This is a genomic window from Microbacterium sp. MYb62 (assembly GCF_002979475.1).
In the GTDB taxonomy this organism is placed as follows: Bacteria; Actinomycetota; Actinomycetes; order Actinomycetales; family Microbacteriaceae; genus Microbacterium.
In genome coordinates, this window is record NZ_PCOY01000003.1 from 284,460 (window position 1) to 306,164 (window position 21,705).

General features: G+C 69.0%; 22 protein-coding genes. 12 read left to right on the forward strand and 10 right to left on the reverse strand.

The genetic code is table 11. From position 1 onward, the window contains the following. Positions 1-91 precede the first annotated feature (91 nt). Positions 92-1,126 (forward strand): LacI family DNA-binding transcriptional regulator, encoded by a 1,035-nt coding sequence (locus CQ042_RS06130; protein ID WP_105669571.1) that lies wholly within the window; start codon positions 92-94, stop codon positions 1,124-1,126. A 3-nt stretch (positions 1,127-1,129) separates the two neighbouring features. Here CQ042_RS06130 and CQ042_RS06135 read toward each other — a convergent pair whose 3' ends face one another. Continuing rightward, entirely contained in the window at positions 1,130-1,600 is a 471-nt protein-coding gene (locus CQ042_RS06135) for a DUF2231 domain-containing protein (RefSeq protein WP_258132072.1), read from the reverse strand. Positions 1,601-1,671: 71 nt separating this feature from the next. Between CQ042_RS06135 and CQ042_RS06140 the strand changes: the two genes are divergently transcribed. The 3 genes from CQ042_RS06140 (at position 1,672) to CQ042_RS06150 (ending at position 3,457) form a co-directional block, all read left to right on the forward strand. Continuing rightward, positions 1,672-2,178 (forward strand): sigma-70 family RNA polymerase sigma factor, encoded by a 507-nt coding sequence (locus tag CQ042_RS06140; RefSeq protein ID WP_105669573.1) that lies wholly within the window; start codon positions 1,672-1,674, stop codon positions 2,176-2,178. Continuing rightward, the gene (locus CQ042_RS06145) at positions 2,175-2,867 is read left to right on the forward strand and encodes a zf-HC2 domain-containing protein (protein ID WP_105669574.1); all 693 of its coding nucleotides are present in this window, start codon (positions 2,175-2,177) and stop codon (positions 2,865-2,867) included. The genes CQ042_RS06140 and CQ042_RS06145 overlap by 4 nt, the downstream gene beginning before the upstream one ends. 65 nt (positions 2,868-2,932) lie before the next feature. Continuing rightward, entirely contained in the window at positions 2,933-3,457 is a 525-nt protein-coding gene (locus tag CQ042_RS06150) for a hypothetical protein (protein WP_105669575.1), read from the forward strand. Between the two features lie 15 nt (positions 3,458-3,472). Here the strand turns inward: CQ042_RS06150 and CQ042_RS06155 are convergent, their stop codons facing one another. From CQ042_RS06155 to purM, 4 genes are all read right to left on the reverse strand, one after another. Next, complete coding sequence (locus CQ042_RS06155) at positions 3,473-4,696, reverse strand: Fic family protein (protein WP_258132073.1); 1,224 nt, start codon at positions 4,694-4,696, stop codon at positions 3,473-3,475. Positions 4,697-4,832: 136 nt separating this feature from the next. Beyond that, on the reverse strand, positions 4,833-6,146 hold the full coding sequence (locus tag CQ042_RS06160) for a CynX/NimT family MFS transporter (RefSeq protein WP_105669577.1): 1,314 nt from the start codon (positions 6,144-6,146) through the stop codon (positions 4,833-4,835). After that, positions 6,143-7,615, reverse strand: coding sequence for an amidophosphoribosyltransferase (gene purF / locus CQ042_RS06165; protein ID WP_105669578.1), 1,473 nt, complete (start codon positions 7,613-7,615; stop codon positions 6,143-6,145). Before purF ends, CQ042_RS06160 begins: the two co-directional genes overlap by 4 nt. 6 nt (positions 7,616-7,621) lie before the next feature. Beyond that, on the reverse strand, positions 7,622-8,737 hold the full coding sequence (purM, locus tag CQ042_RS06170; protein ID WP_105669579.1) for a phosphoribosylformylglycinamidine cyclo-ligase: 1,116 nt from the start codon (positions 8,735-8,737) through the stop codon (positions 7,622-7,624). Between the two features lie 86 nt (positions 8,738-8,823). On the opposite strand from purM, the gene CQ042_RS06175 reads away from it, so the two are divergent. Continuing rightward, a complete protein-coding gene (locus CQ042_RS06175) occupies positions 8,824-9,429 on the forward strand; it encodes a zinc-binding alcohol dehydrogenase (RefSeq protein ID WP_105669580.1) in 606 nt (201 codons plus the stop codon). A 124-nt stretch (positions 9,430-9,553) separates the two neighbouring features. Here the strand turns inward: CQ042_RS06175 and CQ042_RS06180 are convergent, their stop codons facing one another. Beyond that, entirely contained in the window at positions 9,554-9,868 is a 315-nt protein-coding gene (locus tag CQ042_RS06180) for a potassium transporter Trk (protein WP_105669581.1), read from the reverse strand. A 197-nt stretch (positions 9,869-10,065) separates the two neighbouring features. Next, on the reverse strand, positions 10,066-14,304 hold the full coding sequence (locus CQ042_RS06185) for an HtaA domain-containing protein (RefSeq protein WP_146115360.1): 4,239 nt from the start codon (positions 14,302-14,304) through the stop codon (positions 10,066-10,068). Between the two features lie 161 nt (positions 14,305-14,465). On the opposite strand from CQ042_RS06185, the gene CQ042_RS06190 reads away from it, so the two are divergent. Genes CQ042_RS06190 through CQ042_RS06200 form a run of 3 tightly spaced genes read left to right on the forward strand, consistent with a single transcriptional unit; the run spans position 14,466 to position 17,409 of the window. Beyond that, positions 14,466-15,569, forward strand: a complete 1,104-nt coding sequence (locus CQ042_RS06190; RefSeq protein ID WP_105669583.1) for a hemin ABC transporter substrate-binding protein — start codon at positions 14,466-14,468, stop codon at positions 15,567-15,569. Continuing rightward, entirely contained in the window at positions 15,566-16,639 is a 1,074-nt protein-coding gene (locus tag CQ042_RS06195; RefSeq protein ID WP_105669584.1) for an iron ABC transporter permease, read from the forward strand. The genes CQ042_RS06190 and CQ042_RS06195 overlap by 4 nt, the downstream gene beginning before the upstream one ends. Beyond that, positions 16,636-17,409, forward strand: coding sequence for a heme ABC transporter ATP-binding protein (locus CQ042_RS06200; RefSeq protein ID WP_105669585.1), 774 nt, complete (start codon positions 16,636-16,638; stop codon positions 17,407-17,409). Before CQ042_RS06195 ends, CQ042_RS06200 begins: the two co-directional genes overlap by 4 nt. Before the next feature lie 11 nt (positions 17,410-17,420). Here CQ042_RS06200 and CQ042_RS06205 read toward each other — a convergent pair whose 3' ends face one another. Continuing rightward, positions 17,421-17,870, reverse strand: coding sequence for a MarR family winged helix-turn-helix transcriptional regulator (locus CQ042_RS06205; RefSeq protein ID WP_105669586.1), 450 nt, complete (start codon positions 17,868-17,870; stop codon positions 17,421-17,423). A gap of 62 nt (positions 17,871-17,932) precedes the next feature. Here CQ042_RS06205 and CQ042_RS06210 point away from each other — a divergent pair, with 62 nt between their 5' ends. Further along, complete coding sequence (locus CQ042_RS06210; protein WP_105669587.1) at positions 17,933-18,301, forward strand: VOC family protein; 369 nt, start codon at positions 17,933-17,935, stop codon at positions 18,299-18,301. Positions 18,302-18,410: 109 nt separating this feature from the next. Here the strand turns inward: CQ042_RS06210 and CQ042_RS06215 are convergent, their stop codons facing one another. Continuing rightward, positions 18,411-18,881 (reverse strand): MerR family transcriptional regulator, encoded by a 471-nt coding sequence (locus tag CQ042_RS06215; RefSeq protein ID WP_105669588.1) that lies wholly within the window; start codon positions 18,879-18,881, stop codon positions 18,411-18,413. 55 nt (positions 18,882-18,936) lie between these two features. Between CQ042_RS06215 and CQ042_RS06220 the strand changes: the two genes are divergently transcribed. Together CQ042_RS06220 and CQ042_RS06225 are read left to right on the forward strand one after the other, a co-directional pair. Then, positions 18,937-19,902 (forward strand): oxidoreductase, encoded by a 966-nt coding sequence (locus tag CQ042_RS06220; RefSeq protein WP_105669589.1) that lies wholly within the window; start codon positions 18,937-18,939, stop codon positions 19,900-19,902. Between the two features lie 158 nt (positions 19,903-20,060). Continuing rightward, on the forward strand, positions 20,061-20,516 hold the full coding sequence (locus CQ042_RS06225) for a hypothetical protein (RefSeq protein ID WP_105669590.1): 456 nt from the start codon (positions 20,061-20,063) through the stop codon (positions 20,514-20,516). 30 nt (positions 20,517-20,546) lie between these two features. Here the strand turns inward: CQ042_RS06225 and CQ042_RS06230 are convergent, their stop codons facing one another. Next, positions 20,547-20,915 carry a sterol carrier family protein gene (locus CQ042_RS06230; RefSeq protein ID WP_105669591.1) on the reverse strand — a complete coding sequence of 123 codons (369 nt, stop codon included), beginning with the start codon at positions 20,913-20,915 and terminating at the stop codon, positions 20,547-20,549. A gap of 50 nt (positions 20,916-20,965) precedes the next feature. Between CQ042_RS06230 and CQ042_RS06235 the strand changes: the two genes are divergently transcribed. After that, positions 20,966-21,640 (forward strand): CoA pyrophosphatase, encoded by a 675-nt coding sequence (locus CQ042_RS06235; protein ID WP_105669626.1) that lies wholly within the window; start codon positions 20,966-20,968, stop codon positions 21,638-21,640. Positions 21,641-21,705: the final 65 nt, after the last annotated feature.

Here is a 21,705-nt window from a genome sequence, read left to right on the forward strand (position 1 = left end):
GCTCCAAGCACGAGTGTTTGCGTTCACATTATCGCATCACACGACTCGCCGCCTCCTGGATTCACGCCGATTGATCGCTACCATTGAGCACATGTCACCTCGTCGCCCGAGAGACGACCGCGCCCCCAGCCAGGTCGATGTCGCCCAGCTCGCCGGAGTCTCCACGCAGACCGTCTCGCGCGTCATGTCCGGGCAGGACAACGTGCGTCCGGATACCGCCAGACGAGTGCTGGCCGCCGTCGAGGAACTCGGCTACCGCGTGCATGCCGCCGCCGCCTCTCTCGCCTCCGGCCGCACCCGTGTGCTGGGCGTCATCGTGGTCTCGACCGACCGCTACTCGTCGGCCGCGCTCGGCGTCGGCATCCAGCAGGCGGCCGCGGCGAACGGATACACCGTGTCGACGGCGGCCGTGGCCGACCATGCATCGGCCGAGGCGTTCCTGGAGGCCTTCGACCGGTTGGAGCGTCAGGGAGCCGAAGGCATCATCCTCGGTGTGCCGGTCGAGCTCGAGAGCCCGGCGATGCGAGCGCGCACCGAGCGCACTCCTGCGACCCGCAGCGAGCGCACCTCCCTCGAGGAGGATGCCCCGCTCGCCGTCGACCAGCGGGCGATCGCCCGTCTCGCCGTCGAGCACCTCCTCGACCTCGGGCACAAGACCGTGTGGCACGTGTCGGGCGACGACTACTGGACCGAGACGCAGCAGCGCAGCGAGGCGTGGGAGCAGACGCTCCGCGACCGCGGGATCGTGCCTCCGCCGCTGATCCCGGCCGACTGGACGCCCGAGTCCGGCTACCGCGCCGGTCGCACCATCGCCGCCATCCCCGAGGCCACCGCCGTGTTCGTCAGCAGCGACGAGATGGCGTTCGGCCTGATCCGCGCCCTGCATGAGGCCGGTCGCAGCGTGCCGGAGGACGTCTCGGTGGTCAGCGTCGACGACATCGCCCTCGCCGCGTACGCCTCCCCGGCCCTCACCACGGTCCGCCAGCCCTTCGAGGCGATGGGGCGTGCAGCCGCGCTCCGGCTGATCGCGCAGATCGAGGGACACGATGCGGTCGGCGAGATGCCCTCCACCGATCCACAGCTCATCGTGCGCTCGTCGACCGCACCGCCGCGCTCCGCCCGATAGCCCTCACCCGCCCCACACCGCCCGGGCGCCGGCCTCGCCGATGAGCACGACCATGACCGTGCTCCCCGCGCCGCTCACCACGGCGAGTACGGCCAGAATCATGCGCGCCGTCCTGCGGGGTCCCTGACCGAAGCGGTACCAGCACCACTGCACCGCCGCGACGGCGAACATCGCCAGCACCCACGGCCACAGGAGTCCGCCGAGAGCCGCGTGATGGACGACGGCCGGCACCGGTCCGACCTGCTGGGCCAGCGCTTGACCGGCGAGCATCGTGACGGGAACGAGCACCAGCACGACCAGCGCGGCGATCGGCGTCGCGATGCCGAGCCTCTTGCGCGCGGCGGGGAGGAAGGCGCCGAGGATCAGCGCCAGCGCCGTGAGCGGCACGAGGATGACCACCGCGTGCACGATGAGCGGATGCAGCGGGAGGCCGGCGATCTCGAAGAGGTCCATACTCAGGACACGGGCTGACATCGCGTGAGGTTCAGATGAACTTCTCGCCGCCCTGTCTCGTGTCTTCGGAGAGGAACCGAAGGAGGTGGCGGATGCCGAGGGATGATGCGGCACGTCTCGGCGCGCTCTACGACGCGCATGCGGCACCGATCTGGCGCTACGTCGTGCACCTCACCGGGGATCGAGCGGGTGCCGACGACGTGGTTCAGGAGACGCTGCTGCGCGCCTGGCGCACCCCGCGCATCCTCGCCGACGATCCGGAGTCGACACGATCCTGGATGTATACGGTCGCTCGCCACCTGGTGGTGGATGAGGTGCGGAGTGCCCACCATCGCCGGGAGATCACGACGGACGAACCTCCCGAGTCCGCCGTGCGCGACGCCACCGACGCGATCTTCGACGCGATCCTCATCGAGGAGGCGCTCTCCGCCCTCTCCGAGGCACATCGCGAGGTCGTGGTCCGCGCGTACTACCGAGGGCTCACCGTGTCGGAGATCTCCGACGAGCTGACGATCCCCGAGGGAACCGTGAAGTCGAGGCTGCACTATGGCCTGCGCGCCCTCCGACTCGGGCTGCAGGAGAAGGGAGTGACGCGATGAACGCCGACCACGCGCGCTATGCCGACTGGGATGCCGCCTACGTGCTCGGAGCTCTCAGCGCCGCCGACCGCGCCGAATACGAAGCGCATCTCGCGCAGTGCGCCGAGTGCCGCGCGGCCATCGCGGAGATCGCACCGATGCCCGGCCTGCTCTCTCGCGTCGCCCCCGAGCGGGCGGAGTCGCTGCTGCGGGCATCGGATGCCGAGACTCCGGCCCCCGAGCACCGCGCGCGGGTGCTCTCCCTCGCCGCCGAGCGCGCCCGCCGCCGTCGTCGTGCGTGGATCGTGGGCATCGCCGCGGCTGCCGCGATCGTCGTGGCCGCCGTGACGGTGCCCGTGATCTCTACCCAACTGCGTCCACCGTCGACCACGATCGCACTCGAGCAGCTTCGAGACGCGCCGCTGACCGCCTCCGTCAGCCTCACCGATGTCGCCTGGGGCACCCGGCTCGACATGATCTGCGACTACGGCAGCGAAGGCGACGCTCCCGCTGACGGGTGGGCGTACGCGCTGGTGGTGGTGAGCGACGACGGCACCGAGAGCGTGCTGTCGACCTGGCGGGCGCACCCGGGCACCACCGCGCGCCTGAGCGCCGGCACCGAGCTGCAGGCATCCGACATCTCCGCCGTCGAGATCCGTGCCGTCGACTCCGGAACGGTGCTGATGCGCTCCTCGCTCGACGGATCGTGAACCTTTCCCGTCCTCCTCTCGTGTCTTCCATGACCGCACCCGCGGTCCTGCACAGGAGGTCCACCATGCTCTCGAGAGTCTCGAAGACCGCGGCCGTCGCCGCACTGCTCATGACGTTCGCCGTCGCCGGATGCACGTCGACCGGCGGAAGTTCCGGCGGCACCACGGAGGACACGGGCGGCGCCTACGGCCAGTCCTCGGAGTCGAGCGCCCCCACCTCGGGATCGGAGTCCGGCTCAGGCACGCTGATGACCGCGGACTCGGATCTCGGCGAGATCGTCGTCGACGCCGACGGAAAGACGCTCTACATGTTCGACAACGACACCCAGGGTTCGGGCGAGAGCTCGTGCACCGGCGAGTGCCTCACGAATTGGCCGCCGCTGACCGTCGAGAGCGACGCCCCCGCCGTGAAGGGAGTGACCGGTGAGGTCGGCACCATCACGACCGCCGACGGCTCCACGCAGGTGACGCTCAACGGCTGGCCGCTGTACTACTTCGCCGGTGACGCCGCCGCAGGAGACGTCACCGGCCAGGGCGTCGGCGGCATCTGGTGGGTGCTGTCCCCCGCCGGCGAGCGCATGGCAGAGTGAGCAGCCATCTCGTCCTCACCTTCGGCGCATGCCAGCTTGGATTCGTCGGTCGAGGTCATCGAGTTCCGCGATCAGCTCCGACGCGACCCATACGCGATCGCGGATGCGCCCGGTGATCTCGCGCAGGATTCCGACAGCGACCATGTCCTCCACTGCCGCGTATATCCGGGAGCTGCTTCCCAGATCAAGCCGCTCGATATCGTCCATGCTCATGACCGGATGATCGTAGAACGCCTCGATCAGAGCAGCTCCGGCCGATCCCGTCCGCGGACGATAGGTTTCACGCCATTCACTCGGAAGTACCTTGATGGCTGCGATGGAGTCGCGCGACTCCACCGCGGCCACCCTGGCCGATTTTGCAAAGAGCGAGATGATCGGACCGGCTTCGCCTCGGCGGTAGGCGGTGAGCGCGTCGAAGTAACCCTCACGCTGGGCGAGAAGCCCACTGGCAAGCGGTACGACGGCGTTCCGGGTGACACCACGCCGACGCAGGGAAGCGCTGACGAGCGCGCGACCTATTCGTCCGTTGCCGTCTGTGAAGGCATGGATCGATTCGAACTGCGCGTGAGCGATCGCCGCCTGCACAATCACCGGCACGTCGTCTCGGTTCAGATAGTCGATCAAGTCGCTCATCAGCTCGGCGACGCGTTCAGGCGCGGGCGGCACGTAGAGCGCGCCACGCGGAGAGTGATCGCTGCCACCGATCCAGTTCTGCATGTCACGCAGGCGGCCTGCGTAATTCGCTTCGCGCGGGTCGTCGTTCATCAGCGACTGGTGCGCCGACAGCACTCCCTCGAGCGTGAATCCGTTCTGGTCGCCCACGCCGGTGACCAGTGCGTGTAGAGCTCGGCTGGCGGCGACCATGCTCGTCGCACTGGAGTTGCTCCGGTTCCCCGCAATCGCCTTGGCATAGTCTTCGGCCGATGCGGCGATGCGCTCGATCTTCGACGACGCCACCGACTCACTACGGATCATGAAACGCGACACCGCGACGCTGTGCCCCTCTGCATCCGCGTCCGCTCGGGTGATCGACATCAGCGCCGTTTCCAGCTCTCCGATGAGTGAGAGCGGCGGTGAGTAGTCGAGCGCAGCGATGAAGGGTGGGATCGCGGCATCGACATGGCTGAGCATTCGATCCGCCTTGGTCCCGCTGCGAAACTGTTGGCGCCAGGGACGCGTCTCGACGACATGAGCTGGCCACGCCGTCACGGCCCCAGACGCGTCGGGCGTGTGCTCCATCGGGTCCCTCGTTTCCGCTTCGCTCACCGAGCATGTGGGAACAAGTCTGTGTGTATTCCCACTTATAGTCAATAAACAGGACTAAAGTGCGCGGCGTTCCTGCATTCGACGCCACGCCAAGGCTCGGCCCACGGACTCACCAGCGGCCGTGCCGGTGCTCCCACTCGTCCTCGACCGTGCGACGACGCCCCGCGACGATGCCGGCGGGGATCGCGACGATCAGGACACCCGCGATGACGAGCAGCGGTATCTGCCAGCCCGCGGTCGTCTCGTGCAGCAGCCCGATCAGCAGGGGAAAGGTCGCCGCGATCGCATAGCCGATGCTCTGCACGAACCCGCTCAACGCCACCGCGCTCTCGGGTGTGCGGGCACGGATGCTGAGCAGCACGAGGCTGAGCGGGAACATGATGGCCGTGAGGCCGAAGATGCTCACCCACAGCGGCAGGGCGACGGTCGGCGCGAGCAGGAGACCTGTGAGCCCGACCAGTCCGCCGCCGACGGCCACGAAGAAAAGCGGACGAGTGGCTTGGAAGCGGACGACCAGGATCGGCACGAGCAGTGAGCACGGCAGACCGATCAGCGCGAACAGGGAGAGCAGGAACCCTGCGGTCGCCGGAGTGACGCCGCCGATGTCGACGAGCATGGTTGGCATCCACGCGAAGGAGACATAGGCCATGGTGGACGAAGCGCCGAAGACGATCGCGAGCGCCCAGGCGAGGGGGAGTCGCCAGAGGCGGGCGAAATGCCGACGGTTCGCCGGAGAAGTCGAGATCGGACCGGTCGCGACGGCCACCGCATCCTGCATGTCGTTGACGCCGTCGGTGGGATCGGGGACGAGCAGTTCGGTCTTCACCGGCTCGCCCGCCCGCGAACCGTTCTTCAGCAGCAGTGCCACCCACGGCACCAGCGCGATCCCCGCCACGATCCCCCACATGCCCAGCGACACCCGCCAGCCGAGGGAGTCGGCGACCGGCACGGCGACCAGCGGTGGAAGGAACGTCGACACCGCCAACGTGGTCGAGTAGATCGTCATCACGATCCCGAGCCGATCGGGGAAGTACTTCTTCACCAGCGGCGGCAGCAGCACGTTGCCCGATCCGACACCGGCGAACACGACAGCGGTCGCCGCCAGCAGGCTGGTCGAATCCACGGCGACGCCCCGCAGCAGCATGCCCAGCGCCATCAGCGTGATCGCCGCGACGGCCATCCGCTCCAGGCCGAATCGACGCTCGAACAGCGGGGTGAGCAGACCGAAGATCGCGAAGCACACCGGCGGCGCGGCGCCGATCAGGCCGACGACGACCGGCGAGACCGGGAAGTCGTCGGCGACGTGGTCGATGACCGGCGAGAGGGAGGCGACCGCCGAGCGCAGCGAGAACGCCACCAGGACGATCCCCACGAGTGCGAGAGCCCGACCCTGCCAGAGCGGTCGTGCGCTCGGCGACGTCATGAGGTCTGCGACCCCTCCACCCAGGCGAGGTACTCATCCGAGACGGTACCGGTCACATACCGGCCGTCGAAGCAGCTCATGTCGAGGTCGGTCAGGACCGACCCCTCGATGATCGCCGCCTTGAGGTCGTCGACCTCCTGGTAGACGAGGTGATCGCAGCCGAGCTCTTCGGCGATCTCGGGGATCGTCCGCCCGTGCGCGATGAGCTCGTGACGCGACGGCATGTTGATTCCGTACACGTGCGGATGCCGCACCGGCGGGGCCGCGGAGGCGAAGGTGACCGAGGCGGCGCCGGCATCCCGCGCCATCTGGATGATCTCCTTGGAGGTCGTCCCGCGCACGATCGAGTCGTCGATCAACAGCACGTTCTTGCCCTGGAACTCGGTCGACATGGCGTTGAGCTTCTGGCGGACGCTCTTCTTGCGCACGGCCTGGCCGGGCATGATGAAGGTGCGGCCGACGTAGCGGTTCTTGTAGAAGCCCTCGCGGTACTCGATGCCGAGCTTGCGGGCGACCTCCATCGCGGCGGGGCGCGAGGAGTCGGGGATGGGCATCACGACGTCGATCTTGTCCATCGGCACGTGCTTGGCGATCGTGTCGGCGAGGCGGTCGCCCATGCGCAGACGCGACTCGTACACCGAGATGCCGTTCATGACGGAGTCGGGACGGGCGAGGTAGACGTACTCGAAGGCGCAGGGTGCGAGAGTCGCGGCCGTGGCGCACTGCTGGGAGTGGAACTCGCCTTCGTTGGTGATGAAGATCGCCTCGCCGGGCTCGACCTCGCGGACGACCTCGTAGTCGCCGTTCTCGAGCACGAGCGACTCGCTCGCGACGACCCACTCGTCGCGCCCTTCGGCACCGGGCACCGTCGACGGACGGCGTCCGAGGATCAGGGGGCGGATGCCGAAAGGATCCCGGAAGGCGAGCAGACCGTATCCGGCGATCACGGCGATCACCGCATAGGCGCCCTCGATGCGCTCGTGCGTGCGGGCGACGGCCTCGAAGACGCGCTCGGGGTCGAGGTCGACGGTGGACGTCGTGTTCTGCAGCTCGCCGGCGAGCACGTTGAGCAGCAGCTCGGTGTCGCTGGAGGAGTTGAGGTGACGGCGGTCGCGCTTGGCCATCTCGGCCGTGAGCTCACGCGTGTTGGTGAGGTTGCCGTTGTGGATGAGGATGATGCCGTAGGGCGCATTCACGTAGAACGGCTGCATCTCCTCTTCGTTCGAAGCCGTGCCCTTGGTCGCATAGCGCACGTGACCGAGGCCGACGTTGCCGAGCAGCGCGCGCATGTCGCGGGTGCGGAACGCCTCGCGGACCATGCCCTGCGCCTTGGCGTTGTGCATCACGCCGTTCGCCTCGGCGGTGGCGATGCCCGTCGCGTCCTGGCCGCGGTGCTGCAGCAGCAGGAGTGCGTCGTAGATGTCCTGATTGACCGGGGCAGAGCCCACCATTCCGACGATGCCGCACATGGGCTCTTACTTCGCTCCGTCCGCATAGGCGCCGACCAGGCGCACTGCTCCACCGTCGACGCCCTTGGCGCCCTGTTCGAATTCGCCGGCCGGACGCGGGCCGAAGCCGACGGTCCCGACCTGCCAGGAGGGCATGCCCTCGGCGTTCAGCGCCGCGATCGCGGCATCCTTCTTGTCTGCGGCGACCACGGCGAGGAAGCCGATGCCGAGGTTCCAGGTTCCCTCTGCAGACTCCAGCGTGGAGCCGGCGATGTCGCTGAGCACACGGAAGACGGGGCTCGGCGACCAGCTGTTGCGGTCGACCTCGGCCCAGCTCCCCTGCGGGAGCACGCGGGCGAGGTTCGCCGCGATGCCGCCGCCGGTGACATGGCTGAGCGAGTGGACCGCGCCGCCGAGTTGTTCGATGAGGCGCAGCAGCGGCAGCGTGTAGAGCCGCGTCGGCTCGAGGAGGGCCTCGCCCCAGGTGGTGCCGAAGTCGGCCGCGTTGTCGCCGTAGCCGATGCCCGCACGGGTGACGATGTGGCGGACGAGCGAGTAGCCGTTGGAGTGCAGCCCGCTGGAGGCGACCGCGATCACGGCGTCGCCGTCCTGCACGCGATCCGCGCCGAGGATGGCATCCGCCTCGACCACACCGGTCGCGGCGCCCGCCACGTCGTAGTCACGCGGTCCGAGCAGGCCGGGGTGCTCCGCGGTCTCGCCGCCGACCAGCGCCGTGCCGGTGGCGGAGCACGCCTCGGCGATGCCGCGCACGATGTCGGCGATGCGCTCGGGGACCACCTTGCCGCACGCGATGTAATCGGTCATGAAGAGCGGTTTCGCGCCCACCACGACGATGTCGTCGACGACCATGCCGACGAGGTCTTGCCCGATCGTGTCGTGCTTGTCGATCGCCTGCGCGATCGCGACCTTGGTGCCGACGCCGTCGGTGCTGGTCGCGAGCAGCGGGCGACGGAAGTCGCGCAGTGCGCTGGCGTCGAACAGGCCGGCGAATCCGCCGACACCGCCGAGCACTTCGGGGCCGTGCGTCGCGCGCACGGAAGACTTCATCAGCTCGACGGCGAGATCACCTGCAGCGGTGTCGACGCCGGCTTCGGAATAGGGATTGGTGGGGGAGGCAGCCACCCCCTCAGCCTACCGCCCGCGACGGGCTCGGCCATCCGCGAGGACGGACCTCGGATCCGGAGCCTCCGTCCGCCTACGATGGGGCCATGGCCGACAAGCCGCAGTGGCTCATCCGCGAAGACGCGAGCGTTCCGGTGCTCGTGGCGCTCGCGCTGCGGCAGCGCCTCGGGATCCGCACACCCGAAGACTTGCCTGCTCTGCGCGAGCTGGCGGTGCGCGCGCCGGATGCGGTCGATGCCTCCGCGGCGGTCGAAGCGCAGTGGCGGGACTACTGGGACATGACGGTCGAGCCTCGCGCGCATCCCTCCGATGTGCCCCTGGAACTCATCGAGGGGTTCGACACGCTGGTCGCTCTGCCCGCCTCGGGGGCGGAGGAGCTCGCCGCGGCGATCGCCCCGCAGGCGACATCCGTGCTGCTCTACGCGCGCGCGGCGCACGACCGCTACGTCAGCTCCATGAAGAGCCACACGGGTGGCGATGCCTATCGCGCCTACGCGAGCGCGATCGCGGAGTTCGAGCGCGAGGTCGGCCGCCGCGCGCATTCGTTCGAGCTGAACGTGCAGGTGCTGCCGTTCTCGCAGCGCGGCATCTGGTGGATCGGGGCTCTCACGGTCGCGGTGACCGACGGACTGCGCCGCGACGTGGTGGCCTTCGACGCCGCCATCCGCCCGGTGATCGCCGAGCTGGCGTAGGCCCGCAGTTTCCGGGGTTTCACCGCCGCCGCGAGTGCACGGCCTGCGTACGAGTGCACGGGATACCTGCGCGAAGAAGCCGTGCACTCGGCGGCAGGCCGTGCACTCGGCGACAGGTGGAGGGTCAGTCCTCCTCGACGACGGTCTCGCGGTCGACCCGGACGACCCGGTCGTGACGGCGGGCGATGCGCTCCATGATGAGGCCGACGACGCCGCCGAGCGCGATGCCGATGGGCACCGTCCACAGCAGGAGGAAGCCGAACACCTGACCGGGCGGGTAGACGACGTCGAGCGCCTGCGATTCGTCGAAGCTGCCGGTCCAGGTGAGGATGCCGGCGGCGATGACACCGACGACCACTCCGATGCCCATGAGCACGCCGTACCGCGGCACACGGCGCACGGTCGCTTCGACGGTCTGGTGGGAATCGGTGGGGGCCATGCCTCCATTGTCCCACCGCCGACGGATGCTGTGTGCCGGGGTCTGCGTGCGCATCGGTCGGGAGATCGGAGGGATGCAGGCTCCGCAGGCCGATTCCTCCCTGCATCCGTTCATCGTCCCGCCATCCGTACACCGGAGACGCAGAACGGCCCTCCCCGCGTCCGCCGCGGGGAGGGCCGTTCCGTGTTGTGCCTCGACTAGACCTCGGTCGTCGTCTCGGCGGTCTCGTCCTTGCGGTTGCGGCGGACGAGCAGCACACCGCCGGTGGCCGCCAGCGCCACGACCACCAGTCCACCGACGATCCACGGCCACACCGGAGCGTCCTCGGATGCCGCGGGCTCGTTCGCGGTGGTCACCGCTGCGGTCGCCTCGGAGTCGGTCTCGGGCTTATCCTCGGCGACGCCGCAGTCCGCGCCGACCGGGATCACGGCCGTGACCGGGTCGAGCTCCTCGCCGGCGGCGTAGGTGCCGAACGCGGCTGCTCCGGCCTCGGTCAGGGTGGTCGGAAGCGCGTCGAGTGTGAGCGCGCCGTCGACGACTGCCGCATCTCCGAGTGCGAACTCCGCGAGGCGGACGTTCTTCTGGTCGATGCTCTCGCCGCCCTGCGTCGTACCCGTCACGTCGAAGACGATGTAGCCCTTGTCTCCGGCGAGCTCGATGCGTGCACCGGCGAGGGTCGTGTTCAACGCACCGTCGTGACCCGTGAAGGTGATGCTGCCGCCGTAGGTGACGAGCCCGGTCAGGGTCTTGTCGTCGAACGATCCGGTGCCGTTCGCCCACACGTAGTCGGGGTACTGGTAAGTCACGTCGGTCAGCGTCCAGCCACCCTTCGCGATGCCCTCGATGTAGGTGCGGAACGACTCCTTGTAGCCCCACTCGAGCGTGGCGCCCTCGACGGTGCAGACACCTACCACCGTCGTCGCCCGGTTCAGCGTGAACGCGAGACCGCGGTTCACCGACCCCTGGAACGTGAGGGTGTGCTCGCCGTCTTCGAGGCTCGCGGGCAGCGCACCCGACCAGGTCGCGACGCCGTTCGCGTCGGCCGTCACCGTCTCGAGCAGCACGGGCGTCGAGTACACGACGACCTTGATGCCCTGCTCGTTCGCCCGGAATCCGGATGCCGACACCGTGGCCGGCTGGCCCGCTCCGAGGGCTGCGAGGTTCTCCTCGTCCACGTCGATGCCCACGGTCGTCGGCGGGGTAGCCGGGAGGGTGGTCTTCGGCTTCACGACAGCGGCAGCCACCGTTCCGCTCGAACCGGCCGGCGCCGCCGCGACGGAGCCGATCGTGAACGTCACCGGGTTCAGCGCGGTCCCGTAGCCGGACAGCACGCGGTCACGACCGGCATCCGTCAGCGCCGCGGGTGCCGCCGTGTAGGTCACGGCGCCGTTGGCCGCGATGCGCGCCGCGTTGGAGAGGTCGAGCGTCGCGAACGGCACCTGTGCGCCGCCGCTCGTGACGTACAGCGTCGCCGCCGATGCCGAGGTGATGCGGATCTGCGGGTTCGACACGGTCACATCGAGCACGCCCTGGTGACCGGTGAAGCGCACCGAGCCGCGGTAGACGACGCTGCCGAGGCCGGTGTTCACGTCGAAGTCGCCGCCGACGGTCTGACCGAACTGGAACTGTCCACCCGAACGGGTCGCGCCGTCGGAGACCGCGATCGAGCCCTTCGCGATGTCGCCCGTGATGTAGTTCGTGAACGACGACGAGATCGCCCAGCGGAGTGATCCGCCAGGGACGTTCGCGGGCGGAGTCGTCGGGGTGACGGGCTTCTCCGGCACCGTCACACCGAACAGGTCGTCCCACTGCTGCGGGGTGATCGTCACGGTCGAGCGGGCGTAGATCGTGCTCGCGTCCGGATTCGAGTGCTGCTTCCACACGATCACCTCATACGACTTCGTGCGGTCGAGGTTCTTCGCCGCGGTCGTGAGATCGACCGCGAAGGCCCCGAACGTGACCTTCTGCACGTACTGCATCGCGAGGAACCCGCCATCGGCACTCACCTTGCCCTCGGTGCCGGCTTCGATCAGGGCGACATAGGCGCCAGGGATCTCGCCGAGGTTCGTGGCCGCTGCTGCGACGGTCAGGCCGTCCTTCGCGGTCGCAGCCTTGACCGTCGTCGCCACGGTCGGTCCCGCGGGGAAGAGCGTGTCCCACTGCGCGTCGCTGACGGTGACGGCGCCTCGGGCGTAGATCGTGTTCGCATCGGGCATCGAGTGCTGCTTCCAGACGATCACCTCATACGCCTTCGTGCGGTCGAGCTTGTCGGCCGCGGCCGTCAGATCCACCGTGAACGCGCCGCCCGTGATCTTCTGCACGTACTGCATCGCGAGGAACCCGCCGCCTGCGGTGACGCTCCCCTCGGCGCCCTTCTCGATCACCGCGACGTAGGCACCGGTGATCGCACCGAGCTTCGAAGCCGCAGCCGTGACGGTCAGGCCGTCCTTCACGCTCGCCGACTTCACGGTGGAGGTGACGACCGAGGTGTCGCCGTAGTTCAGGGCGACGCTGCGCTCCTGGTCGGCGTTCGCGACGCCACCGGCGCCGTAGGTGTAGACGCCGTAGGATCCGGGGGTCGCGGCGGCATCCTTCAGCGTCAGCGTCGCCTGGAACGTGCCGTCGGCGGCGATGTCCACCCATTGCGCACGGATCGCGCCCTGGAACTGCGCCGGCACCTGGTTAAGCACGCCCTCGGCCAGAGCCCAGACCTGCGCGCCCACCGAGCGGGTCGACGATGCCGCCCCTGTCGAGGGCTGCCACGCCGAGCCGAAGTTGCCGAAGACCACGTAGGTGCCCTGCGGGAGGTGCGCCGGGATCGGCATCCCGCGTCCACCGACATTCGCGGTCGGGTCATAGCCCGAGCCCTTCACGACGACCTTGTCGCCTGCGTCGAGCGCGACACCTGCGGCGGGTGTCGTGCCGTCGGCGAGGAACACCTCGATCGCCGCCGAGACCGGAGCCGGCTTCAGGGCCTCCCACTGCGCGTCGGAGACCGAGATGGTCGAGCGTGCATAGATCGTGCTCGCATCGGGGTTCGAGTGCTGCTTCCACGCGATGACCTCGTACGACTTGGTGCGGTCGAGCTTGTCGGCCACGGCGGTCAGGTCGACCGTGAAGACGCCGCCGGAGATCGGGCGCACGTACTGCATCGCGAGGAACCCGCCGCCGCCGGTGACGTTCGCCTCGGTGCCCTTCTCGATCACCGCGACGTAGGCGCCGGTGATCGCACCCAGCTTCGAGCCGGATGCCGTGACGGTCAGGCCGTCCTTCGCGGTCGCCGACTTCACGACCGCGGAGACAGCCGGAGCCTCGGTGTAGTTCAGGGCGACGCTGCGCTCCTGATCGGCGTTGATCACGCCACCGGCGGCATACGTGTAGATCCCGTACGACCCCGGCGTCGTCGCCGCGTCCTTCAGGGTCACCGTCGCCTGGAAGGTGCCGTCGGCTGCGATGTCGACCCACTGCGCACGGATCGCGCTCTGGTATTGCGCGGGCACCTGGTTCAGCACTCCCTCGGCCAGAGCCCAGACCTGCGATCCGGAGGACCGCGTCGCCGGTGCGGCGCCGACCGACGGCTGCCATGCCGAAGCGAAGTTGCCGAAGACCACATAGGTGCCCTGCGGGAGGTGCTTCGGAATGGGCACACCCCGCCCCTCGGTGCCGAGGTTCGCCGTCGGGTCGTAGCCGGATCCCTTCACGACGACCTTGTCGCCGGCCTTGAGTGCGGCGCCTGCGGCCGGCGTGGTGCCGTCGGCGAGGAAGACCTCGATAGCGGCGGAGGCCGGCGGGGTCACGCCGGGGTCGGGGCCCGGGTCGGTTCCAGGATCAGTCCCAGGCTCAGCACCCGGGTCAGTCCCGGGCTCAGCACCCGGGTCAGTTCCAGGATCAGTCCCCGGGTCGGTTCCAGGATCAGTCCCCGGGTCGGTGCCAGGATCGGTGCCCGGGTCCGTTCCCGGGTCGGTGGGCACCGGGCCGAACACGGCATCCCACTGCCCGGCCGAGAGGGCGACGTCGCCCCGGCCGTAGATCGTGGTCTCGTTCGGGTTCGAATGCTTCTGCCACACGAGCACCTCGTACGTCTTCGTGCGGTCCAGCGAGCCGGCCGGCGCGACGAGCGTGAACGTACTCGCCCCTCCGGCGACGGTCGGCATCACGAATGCGGCGTATCCGCCGCCACCGGTGAGCCCTGACTCCGTGCCCTTCACGATGAGAGCCGCGTATGCGCCTTCGACCTCGGGCAGACCGCTCGCCTGCACCTGAACGCTCGCACCGGAAGCGTCGGCGGAGGCGATCGTGGTCGTCACCGTCGCGCCGGCGGCATGCGCGGGCGGGACGATCACCGCGCCGGCCGCGATGAGGAGGAAGGAGACGAAGGCGGCGAGCAGCACGCGTATGCGGCCGCCCCCTGAGGATGCTGTGGCTGTGGCGTTCACGATTCTCCACGGCTCCGGGCGCGCGAAAGACACGTGCCTGCGGTGCCGCAATGCAGTCGGGTGAAGGAATGAGTTTTGGTTAGGCTTAGCTAAGTAAGCCACGGTTCCCGAGCGTAGAGGCGCGAATCAGCCCGCGTCAAGTTTTAGGATAGCCTTGCCTAATGCGTCGCGTCCTTGCCCTCTTCTTCGCCGCCGCTGTCGCTGTCGGACTCACCGCGTGCGCAGAGCCGGGCGCCACGGCCGCACCGCCCACCGCGGACGATGCCTGCCCACACGCCTCCACCCCGTTCGCCTCGCTCGACCTGATCGACGACGTGCGCGGGCACGCAGGTCCGTCCACGGCGTGCCTGCCCAGCCACGAGATCGACCGCGTCGACGACGACACCGCGCCGAAGCTGCCCGTGACGGTGACCGACAGCGAGGGCCATGAGGTCGAGATCACCGACATCGACCGCATCCTCCCGATCGACATCTCCGGCACGATCGCATCGACCGTGTTCGCCCTCGGCCTCGGCGACCAGGTCGTCGGCCGCGACGCCTCCACGGTCTTCGCCGGGACCGAAGACCTCCCGGTCGTCACCAAGACCGGCCACACGCTCAACGCCGAGGCGATCCTCGAGCTGGCCCCGACCGTGGTCCTCACCGACACCACGATCGGCCCGAAAGAGGTACGCCAGCAGCTGCGCGACGCCGGGATCGCCGTCGTCGTCATCTCCAGCGACCGGCGCCTCGACACCACCGACGAGCTGGTCACCGAGATCGCCACCGCACTCGGCGTGCCCGGTCGGGGGGAAGCGCTCATCGCTCGCCTCGACGCCGCGGTCGACGAAACCCTCGCGGAGATCGCCGAGGTCGTGCCCGCCGACACCGCCGATCGCGCACGGATGCTCTTCCTCTATGTGCGCGGCAGCGCCAACGTCTACTACATCTTCGGCGAGGACTCAGGCGCCGACTCGCTGATCGACGCGGTGGGCGGCGTCGATGTGGCGGCCGAGATCGGCTGGGAGGGCATGAAGCCGATGACCGCCGAGGCCCTCGTCGCCGCGCAGCCCGACGTGCTGGTGATGATGACCGATGGGCTCGAATCCGTCGGCGGCATCGACGGTCTCATCGAGCGGATCCCCGCCGTGGCCGAGACCCCCGCCGGAGCCAATCGTCGGGTGATCGACATGGCCGACAGCGAGATCCTCAGCTTCGGCCCGCGCACCGCCGACGTGATCGGCGCCCTGGCCCGCGCCCTGTACGCCCCCGAGCCCGCGAAGTGACCGGCGAGGTCGTCACCCCGACGCCGGCGAGGCACCGGGGCCTGCGCTTCGCGCTGGTGACGGTCGGCCTGATCGTCGCGCTCGCGATCACCTGCGTGGTCTCGATCACGAGCGGACAGTACGACCTCTCCCCCACGGCGCTCATCGGGGTGCTGCTGCACGGCGTCGGTATCGACACGGGCTGGGCACCCGCGGCATCCACCGACTACGGCGTGATCTTCAACCTGCGGATGCCGCGCATCGTGCTCGGGCTCCTCGTCGGCGCCGCGCTCGCCGTCTCGGGCGTGCTCATGCAGGCGATCTTCGGCAACCCGCTCGCGGATGCCGGCGTGGTCGGCGTCTCGTCGGGCGCTGCGCTCGGTGCAGCCGCGAGCATCACGTTCGGGCTCGCGACCTTCGGGGTGTGGACCACACCGGCATTCGCGTTCATCGGCGGCCTGGTCGCGGTGTTCTCGGTGTACCTCATCAGTCGCTCGGGCGGCCGCACCGAGGTGGTGACCCTCCTGCTCACCGGCATCGCGATCAATGCGATCGCCGGCGCCGGCATGGCCTTCTTCACCTTCCTCGGCACCACATCGACCCGCGAGCAGATCGTGTTCTGGCAGCTGGGTTCCCTCAACGGCGCGCTGTGGTCGAACATCCAGCTGGTGGCGCCCCTCGTGTTGATCGGCGTGGTCGTCGCCTTGATCGTCGCGCCCAGTCTCGACCTCTTCGCCCTGGGCGAGCGCACCGCACGACACCTCGGCGTCAACGTCGAGCTGCTGCGGATCGTGGTCATCGTCACGGTCGCGCTGCTGGTGTGCGCGGCGGTCGCGTTCGCCGGGATCATCGGCTTCGCCGGGCTCGTCGTGCCGCACCTGATGCGCATGATGATCGGCCCCGCGCATCTGCCGCTCGTGATCGTCTCGGCTCTCGGCGGCGCACTGCTCATCGCCGTGGCCGACCTCGTCGCGCGCACCGCCGTGCCGCTCGCCGATCTGCCGATCGGCATGATCACCGCGCTCGTGGGCGGCCCGTTCTTCCTGTGGCTGCTCGTGCGCACGCGTCGCCGTTCGGGAGGATGGGCATGACCGTGCGGCTCCGCGGCGCAGGGCTCACCGTGCGTGTCGGTGAGGGGCGGACGATCCTCGACGACGCGTCCATCGAGATCCACGGTGGCGAGATCCACGCGCTGGTCGGGCCGAACGGGGCCGGCAAGTCCACCCTGTTCGGAGCGCTCGCCGGAGACGTGCCGGCTCACGCAGGGACGGTCGAGCTCGACGGGCGGTCGATCGACCGGATCAAGCCGCGCACACTCGCCCAGCAGCGCGCGGTCCTCCTGCAGGAGAACACCGTCACGTTTCCCTTCAGCGCCGAACAGGTGGTGCGCATGGGCCGCACACCGTGGGCACGCACACCCGCGGCCGACGAGGACGACGAGCTGGTATCAGCAGCGATGGCGCAGACTGAGGTGACGGCGCTCGGATCGCGAGCCGTGCCCTCACTGTCCGGCGGCGAGCGCGCAAGGGTCGCCCTCGCCCGCGTGATCGCCCAGGCCACCGGCGTCCTGTTGCTCGACGAACCGACCGCTGCTCTCGACCTCAAGCACCACGAAGACGTCATGCGGTTGATCCGGGGGCTCGCTGAGACGGGGATCGCGGTGGCGATCGTGCTGCACGACCTCAACGCCGCACTCGCGCACGCCGACCGCGTCACCTTGCTCTCGGGCGGTCGGGTCGTAGCGACGGGCACTGCGAGCGAGGTGCTCACTGCCGCGCGGATCGAGCAGGTGTACGGCCAGGCGGTCGACGTGTTCCCGCACCCCACGACCGGTGTGCCGCTCGTGGTCGCTCGGCGCTGAACCCTGCGGGGTCAGGACTCTTCGCGAAGCGAGCGGATCATGCTTCGGAGGATCTTCCGTGCTCCCGTCTGCTCCTCCTGCGTCATGCCGGACAGCATCCGGACCTCGACGGAGCGGACGGCCGCCGTCGCCGTCGCGAGGCTTTCACGGCCGCGCTCGGTGAGGCGGGCGGGGAGGGTCTTTCCGACAGGCGCTTCCGACGGCCTGGTGACGAACCCGTCGCGTTCGAGCGCCTGGAGCAGGACGTTCATCGACTGCCTCGTCACGAAAGCGCCCCGTGCGAGCTCGGAGTTCGACAGGCCGGGCCGCTGGGAGAGCAGTTCGAGACAGGAGTAGTGGGTGATGGTCATGCCGAGCGGGCGCAGCACCTCTTCCATCGCGGCGCGGAGAGCGCTCGATGCCTCCTTCAGCAGGTAGCCCAACGACGTGTCGAGGTCGATGCCTGCGTGGTCTTGACTCATGTCAGTATTCTGACATACACTCGATCGTGTCAGAAAACTGACACAAAGCGAAGGATCCTCCCATGCCCGTCACCGGCCCCGACTTCATCTCCCTGCAGGCGCGCGACCTCGCCGCCTCCCAGGCGTTCTACGAGCGCTACCTCGGCCTCGTCCGCTCTCCCGCAGGCCCTCCCCACGCCGTAGTGTTCGACACAACCCCCATCGCATTCGCGCTGCGTGACATCGCACCGGACACCGACCTGACCGGGGTAGCCCAGCCCGGCATCGGCGCCGCCATCTGGCTGCACGCCACCGATGTCCAGGCCATCCACGATGCACTCCTCTCCGACGGACACACGATCGTCGCGGAACCGATCGACGGCCCGTTCGGTCGGACCTTCACGTTCGCCGACCCCGACGGGTATCGGATCACCCTCCACGACCGCGCCTGACGCCCTTCCGCGCGAGCCTGCCGCCACGGAGGGCATGGCCCATCGTCCAGACGGTCGACGTATCCCCCCTCGACCGGTGTGCCGCTCGTGGTCGCTCGGCGCTGAACCGCTAGGTGAGCCTGGGCGTTCCGCCGTCGGTTCCCACCGCTGCCTTCCCGGGCAGGGTGGGGTCCCACAGGCCCACAGCCGACCCGGCACGCAAGTGCTCCCCGTAGACCTCGATCTTCCACTCGATCAGTGCGCGCGACTCCTCCAGCGTCTGGATCTGATCTTCGATGCGTCGCAGGTGCTCGCTCAGCAGCTCGAGGCGCTGCTCTTCGTTTCCGGGCCCCTGTCTGACAAGCGCGGTGAGTCTCGCCAGGTCGGCGAGAGGCATACCAGATGCACGCAGCCTGACACCGTAGAGGAGCCACTCCACGTCCGCAGCAGAGTAGACACGCCGGCCCGAAGATGTCCGTCGAACGGGACCGAGAAGCAGATTCTCGCGTTCGTAGAAACGCAGCGCATGCACGCTCAACCCCGTGCGCTCAGCGACCTCACCGATCGCGAACGTGCTCTCCGCCGGTTCCGAGTGGTCCACTCCGATCGCCTCCCACGCTTGACCTAGAGGACACTCTAGATTCTAAGTTGACGGCATGACAGCGAATGAGCAGACACCACTCCACTCCGGGTTCACGGCCGCATCGACGTCGCAGGATGTGATGGCGGAAGTCGACCTCGGAGGCAAGACCGCACTCGTCACGGGCGGATACTCCGGATTGGGGTGGGAAACGACCCGCTCCCTGGTCGAGGCAGGCGCGCGCGTGCTGGTGCCAGCTCGGCGCACGGACCTCGCGCTCACCCGGTTGCGCGGCCTCGACAACGTCACCGTGGTGCCGCTCGATCTGGCCGACCTCGCGAGCGTCCGCGCCGCGTCTGACCTGCTCAGGGAATCCGAAGCGCAGCTCGACATCTTCATCGCCGCCGCCGGGGTGATGGCCTCGCCCGAGCGCCGCGTCGGGCCGGGATGGGAGAGCCAGTTCGCGATCAATCACCTCGGCCACTTCGCACTCGTCAACCTGCTGCTGCCCCTGCTCGCGAACGCGGACGGCGCTCGGGTGGTGTCGTACTCCTCGGCCGGGCACCACCTCTCCGACATCCGTTGGGGCGACATGCAGTTTCGAGAGGGCTACGACAAGTGGCTCGCCTACGGACAGTCGAAGACGGCCAACGTTCTCTTCGCCGCCCACCTGGACCGGAGCGCCCAGCACGACGGCATCCGTGCCTACTCGCTTCACCCCGGGAGCATCTTCACCGAGCTGCAGCGCGATATCACCACCGCCGAGAGCACCGCACTGGGATGGACGGATGAGGACGGCAACATCATCCTGCCGGGGCTCAAGACACCGAGTCAGGGTGCGGCGACCGGCTTGTGGGCGGCGACCTCCCCCCTCCTGGACGGCCTCGGCGGCGTCTACTGCGAGGATTGCGATGTCGCACCAGTCGCCGGCCCCGACGGCTCGATGAACGACGGCGGCGTCCGGGAGTATGCCGTCGACTCCGCAGCCGCCGAGCGCCTCTGGGGGATCTCTGCCCGGCTCACAGAACGGAGTTCACTCTGACACCCAGTGTTCACGGTGAGACCGGTCAGGCGCGAACGGTCTTCCTCCCCTCCGAGCGCGTCAGGCACCACACACGAGTCGCGACATGCCGGCACCCGTACAATCGCGATGACACGCTGTGCGGCGGACGCTGCGGTGCGGGCGCGAGGGAGGGCAGGATGTTCGGGTCCAAGAAGAAGAAGAGACAGCGACTCAGCGATCTGATGGAGCAGTTACGGCCCGACCTGAGCCGGGAGTCGCTCGGCGTCGGACCCGCCTTTCCCGGCGTCGCCCCGAACCCGCTCCTGAGCGGCGAGGCTCGACGACGAAATGCCGAGCTGCGCGCAGGAACCCTCGCTCTCGGGGTGCTCGTCGACTGGCGCGAGGTCAGCAGCGACGGAGGCGCCCGCCTGGTGCTGATGCTCGATGTGACGAACGCGGACGGTGCCTCGTTCCGCGGCATCGCGGATGAGGACTTCACGATCACCGAGCTGACCCGACTCGCTCCAGGGCAGACGATGCCGGTGCGGTATCGACCTGCCGTCATGGACCACTACGTCGCTCTCGCCAAGGATGCAGACGCCACCACGGTGCAGCAGCTCGCCGACGAGATCGAACGACGCCGGAAGCACTGACCCTCGATCGACGGCTCTGCCCGCACCGCGCTACGGGCGCACCGGCAGCACGTCGCTCAGATCGGCGCGGGTGCCGGAGGCGTGGATGCGCCCGCCGGAAGCGGCATCGGCCCATCGCTCCGCACCCGTCGCGACGGCGATCCAGGTCGCCGCATCCATCTCGACCACGTTCGGCGGGGTACCTCGTGTGTGCCGGGGTCCCTGGATGACCTGCACCGCGCCGAAGGGCGGGACGCGCACCTCGACGCTGTTGCCCGGCGCCTTCTCGTCGAGCAGCTGCAGCAGGTAGCGCACGGCCGTGGCGAGGTCGGTGCGCTGCGGCTTCGCACCGGAGGCCTCCGCGGTGCGGACAGCGTCGAGAGCCGTACGTCCGTCCACGATGTCGATCTTCTTGGCCATTGCTCCAGACTACGACCGGCCGCGGCGCGCCGAGTCCTATGCTCGAACGCATGAGCATGCATCCCCAGGGCGCCCGCGCCGAGCTGCTCGCGGCGGTCGCCGACCACTCGTGGGGCGTGCGCATTCCCCCACTGGCCGACCCGCAGAGCGCCCACGACGCGGCTGTCCTCATCCTGTTCGGTGTGCTCGACAGCGTCCCGGCCTCCACGACCGTCGCGGCCGTCGCCCGAGACCTCGACGTGCTGCTGCAGCGGCGCGCCCCCACGCTCTCGTCGCACCCCGGACAGGTCTCCTTCCCCGGCGGGAGGGTGGAACCGGAGGATGCCGACGTCGTCGCCACGGCCCTGCGCGAGGCGGAAGAGGAGACCGGACTGGACCCGGCCGGCGTCGAGATCCTGGCCACCCTGCCCGAGATCCCGCTCGCCGCGAGCAACCATCTGGTGACACCCGTCCTGGCGTGGTGGCAGTCGCCGTCTCGGGTCGTGGCGGTCGATCATGCGGAGACGGTCGAGGTGTTCCGAGTCCCTGTCGCGCAGCTGCTCGATCCGGAGACCAGGTTCACCTCGACGATCACCCGCATGGGCCACACCTTCCGCGGCCCGGCGTTCGATGTCGACGGCACGATCGTCTGGGGCTTCACCGCGATGGTGCTCGACGCGCTCTTCGACGCGGCCGGCTGGACCGTGCCGTGGGACGTCTCGGTCGAACGGACCGTCGAGCTCTGAACCGTCTGCGGTGAGCAACTCCTGAGAAATCTGCCCCCGGATACCCGATACGCCCCCGACCGCCA

Bases quoted from the DNA above. Each gene is read 5' to 3' on its own strand.
- CQ042_RS06210 (WP_105669587.1), top strand. From the start codon at position 17,933: ATGCCCGTCACCGGCCCCGACTTCATCTCCCTGCAGGCGCGCGACCTC.
- CQ042_RS06175 (WP_105669580.1), top strand. From the start codon at position 8,824: ATGGCCGACAAGCCGCAGTGGCTCATCCGCGAAGACGCGAGCGTTCCG.
- CQ042_RS06205 (WP_105669586.1), bottom strand. From the start codon at position 17,870: ATGAGTCAAGACCACGCAGGCATCGACCTCGACACGTCGTTGGGCTAC.
- CQ042_RS06180 (WP_105669581.1), bottom strand. From the start codon at position 9,868: ATGGCCCCCACCGATTCCCACCAGACCGTCGAAGCGACCGTGCGCCGT.
- CQ042_RS06200 (WP_105669585.1), top strand. From the start codon at position 16,636: ATGACCGTGCGGCTCCGCGGCGCAGGGCTCACCGTGCGTGTCGGTGAG.
- CQ042_RS06130 (WP_105669571.1), top strand. From the start codon at position 92: ATGTCACCTCGTCGCCCGAGAGACGACCGCGCCCCCAGCCAGGTCGAT.
- CQ042_RS06135 (WP_258132072.1), bottom strand. From the start codon at position 1,600: ATGTCAGCCCGTGTCCTGAGTATGGACCTCTTCGAGATCGCCGGCCTC.
- CQ042_RS06145 (WP_105669574.1), top strand. From the start codon at position 2,175: ATGAACGCCGACCACGCGCGCTATGCCGACTGGGATGCCGCCTACGTG.
- CQ042_RS06225 (WP_105669590.1), top strand. From the start codon at position 20,061: ATGTTCGGGTCCAAGAAGAAGAAGAGACAGCGACTCAGCGATCTGATG.
- CQ042_RS06235 (WP_105669626.1), top strand. From the start codon at position 20,966: ATGAGCATGCATCCCCAGGGCGCCCGCGCCGAGCTGCTCGCGGCGGTC.
- CQ042_RS06140 (WP_105669573.1), top strand. From the start codon at position 1,672: ATGCCGAGGGATGATGCGGCACGTCTCGGCGCGCTCTACGACGCGCAT.
- CQ042_RS06160 (WP_105669577.1), bottom strand. From the start codon at position 6,146: ATGACGTCGCCGAGCGCACGACCGCTCTGGCAGGGTCGGGCTCTCGCA.
- CQ042_RS06150 (WP_105669575.1), top strand. From the start codon at position 2,933: ATGCTCTCGAGAGTCTCGAAGACCGCGGCCGTCGCCGCACTGCTCATG.
- CQ042_RS06220 (WP_105669589.1), top strand. From the start codon at position 18,937: ATGACAGCGAATGAGCAGACACCACTCCACTCCGGGTTCACGGCCGCA.
- CQ042_RS06190 (WP_105669583.1), top strand. From the start codon at position 14,466: ATGCGTCGCGTCCTTGCCCTCTTCTTCGCCGCCGCTGTCGCTGTCGGA.
- CQ042_RS06230 (WP_105669591.1), bottom strand. From the start codon at position 20,915: ATGGCCAAGAAGATCGACATCGTGGACGGACGTACGGCTCTCGACGCT.
- CQ042_RS06155 (WP_258132073.1), bottom strand. From the start codon at position 4,696: ATGGAGCACACGCCCGACGCGTCTGGGGCCGTGACGGCGTGGCCAGCT.
- purF (WP_105669578.1), bottom strand. From the start codon at position 7,615: ATGTGCGGCATCGTCGGAATGGTGGGCTCTGCCCCGGTCAATCAGGAC.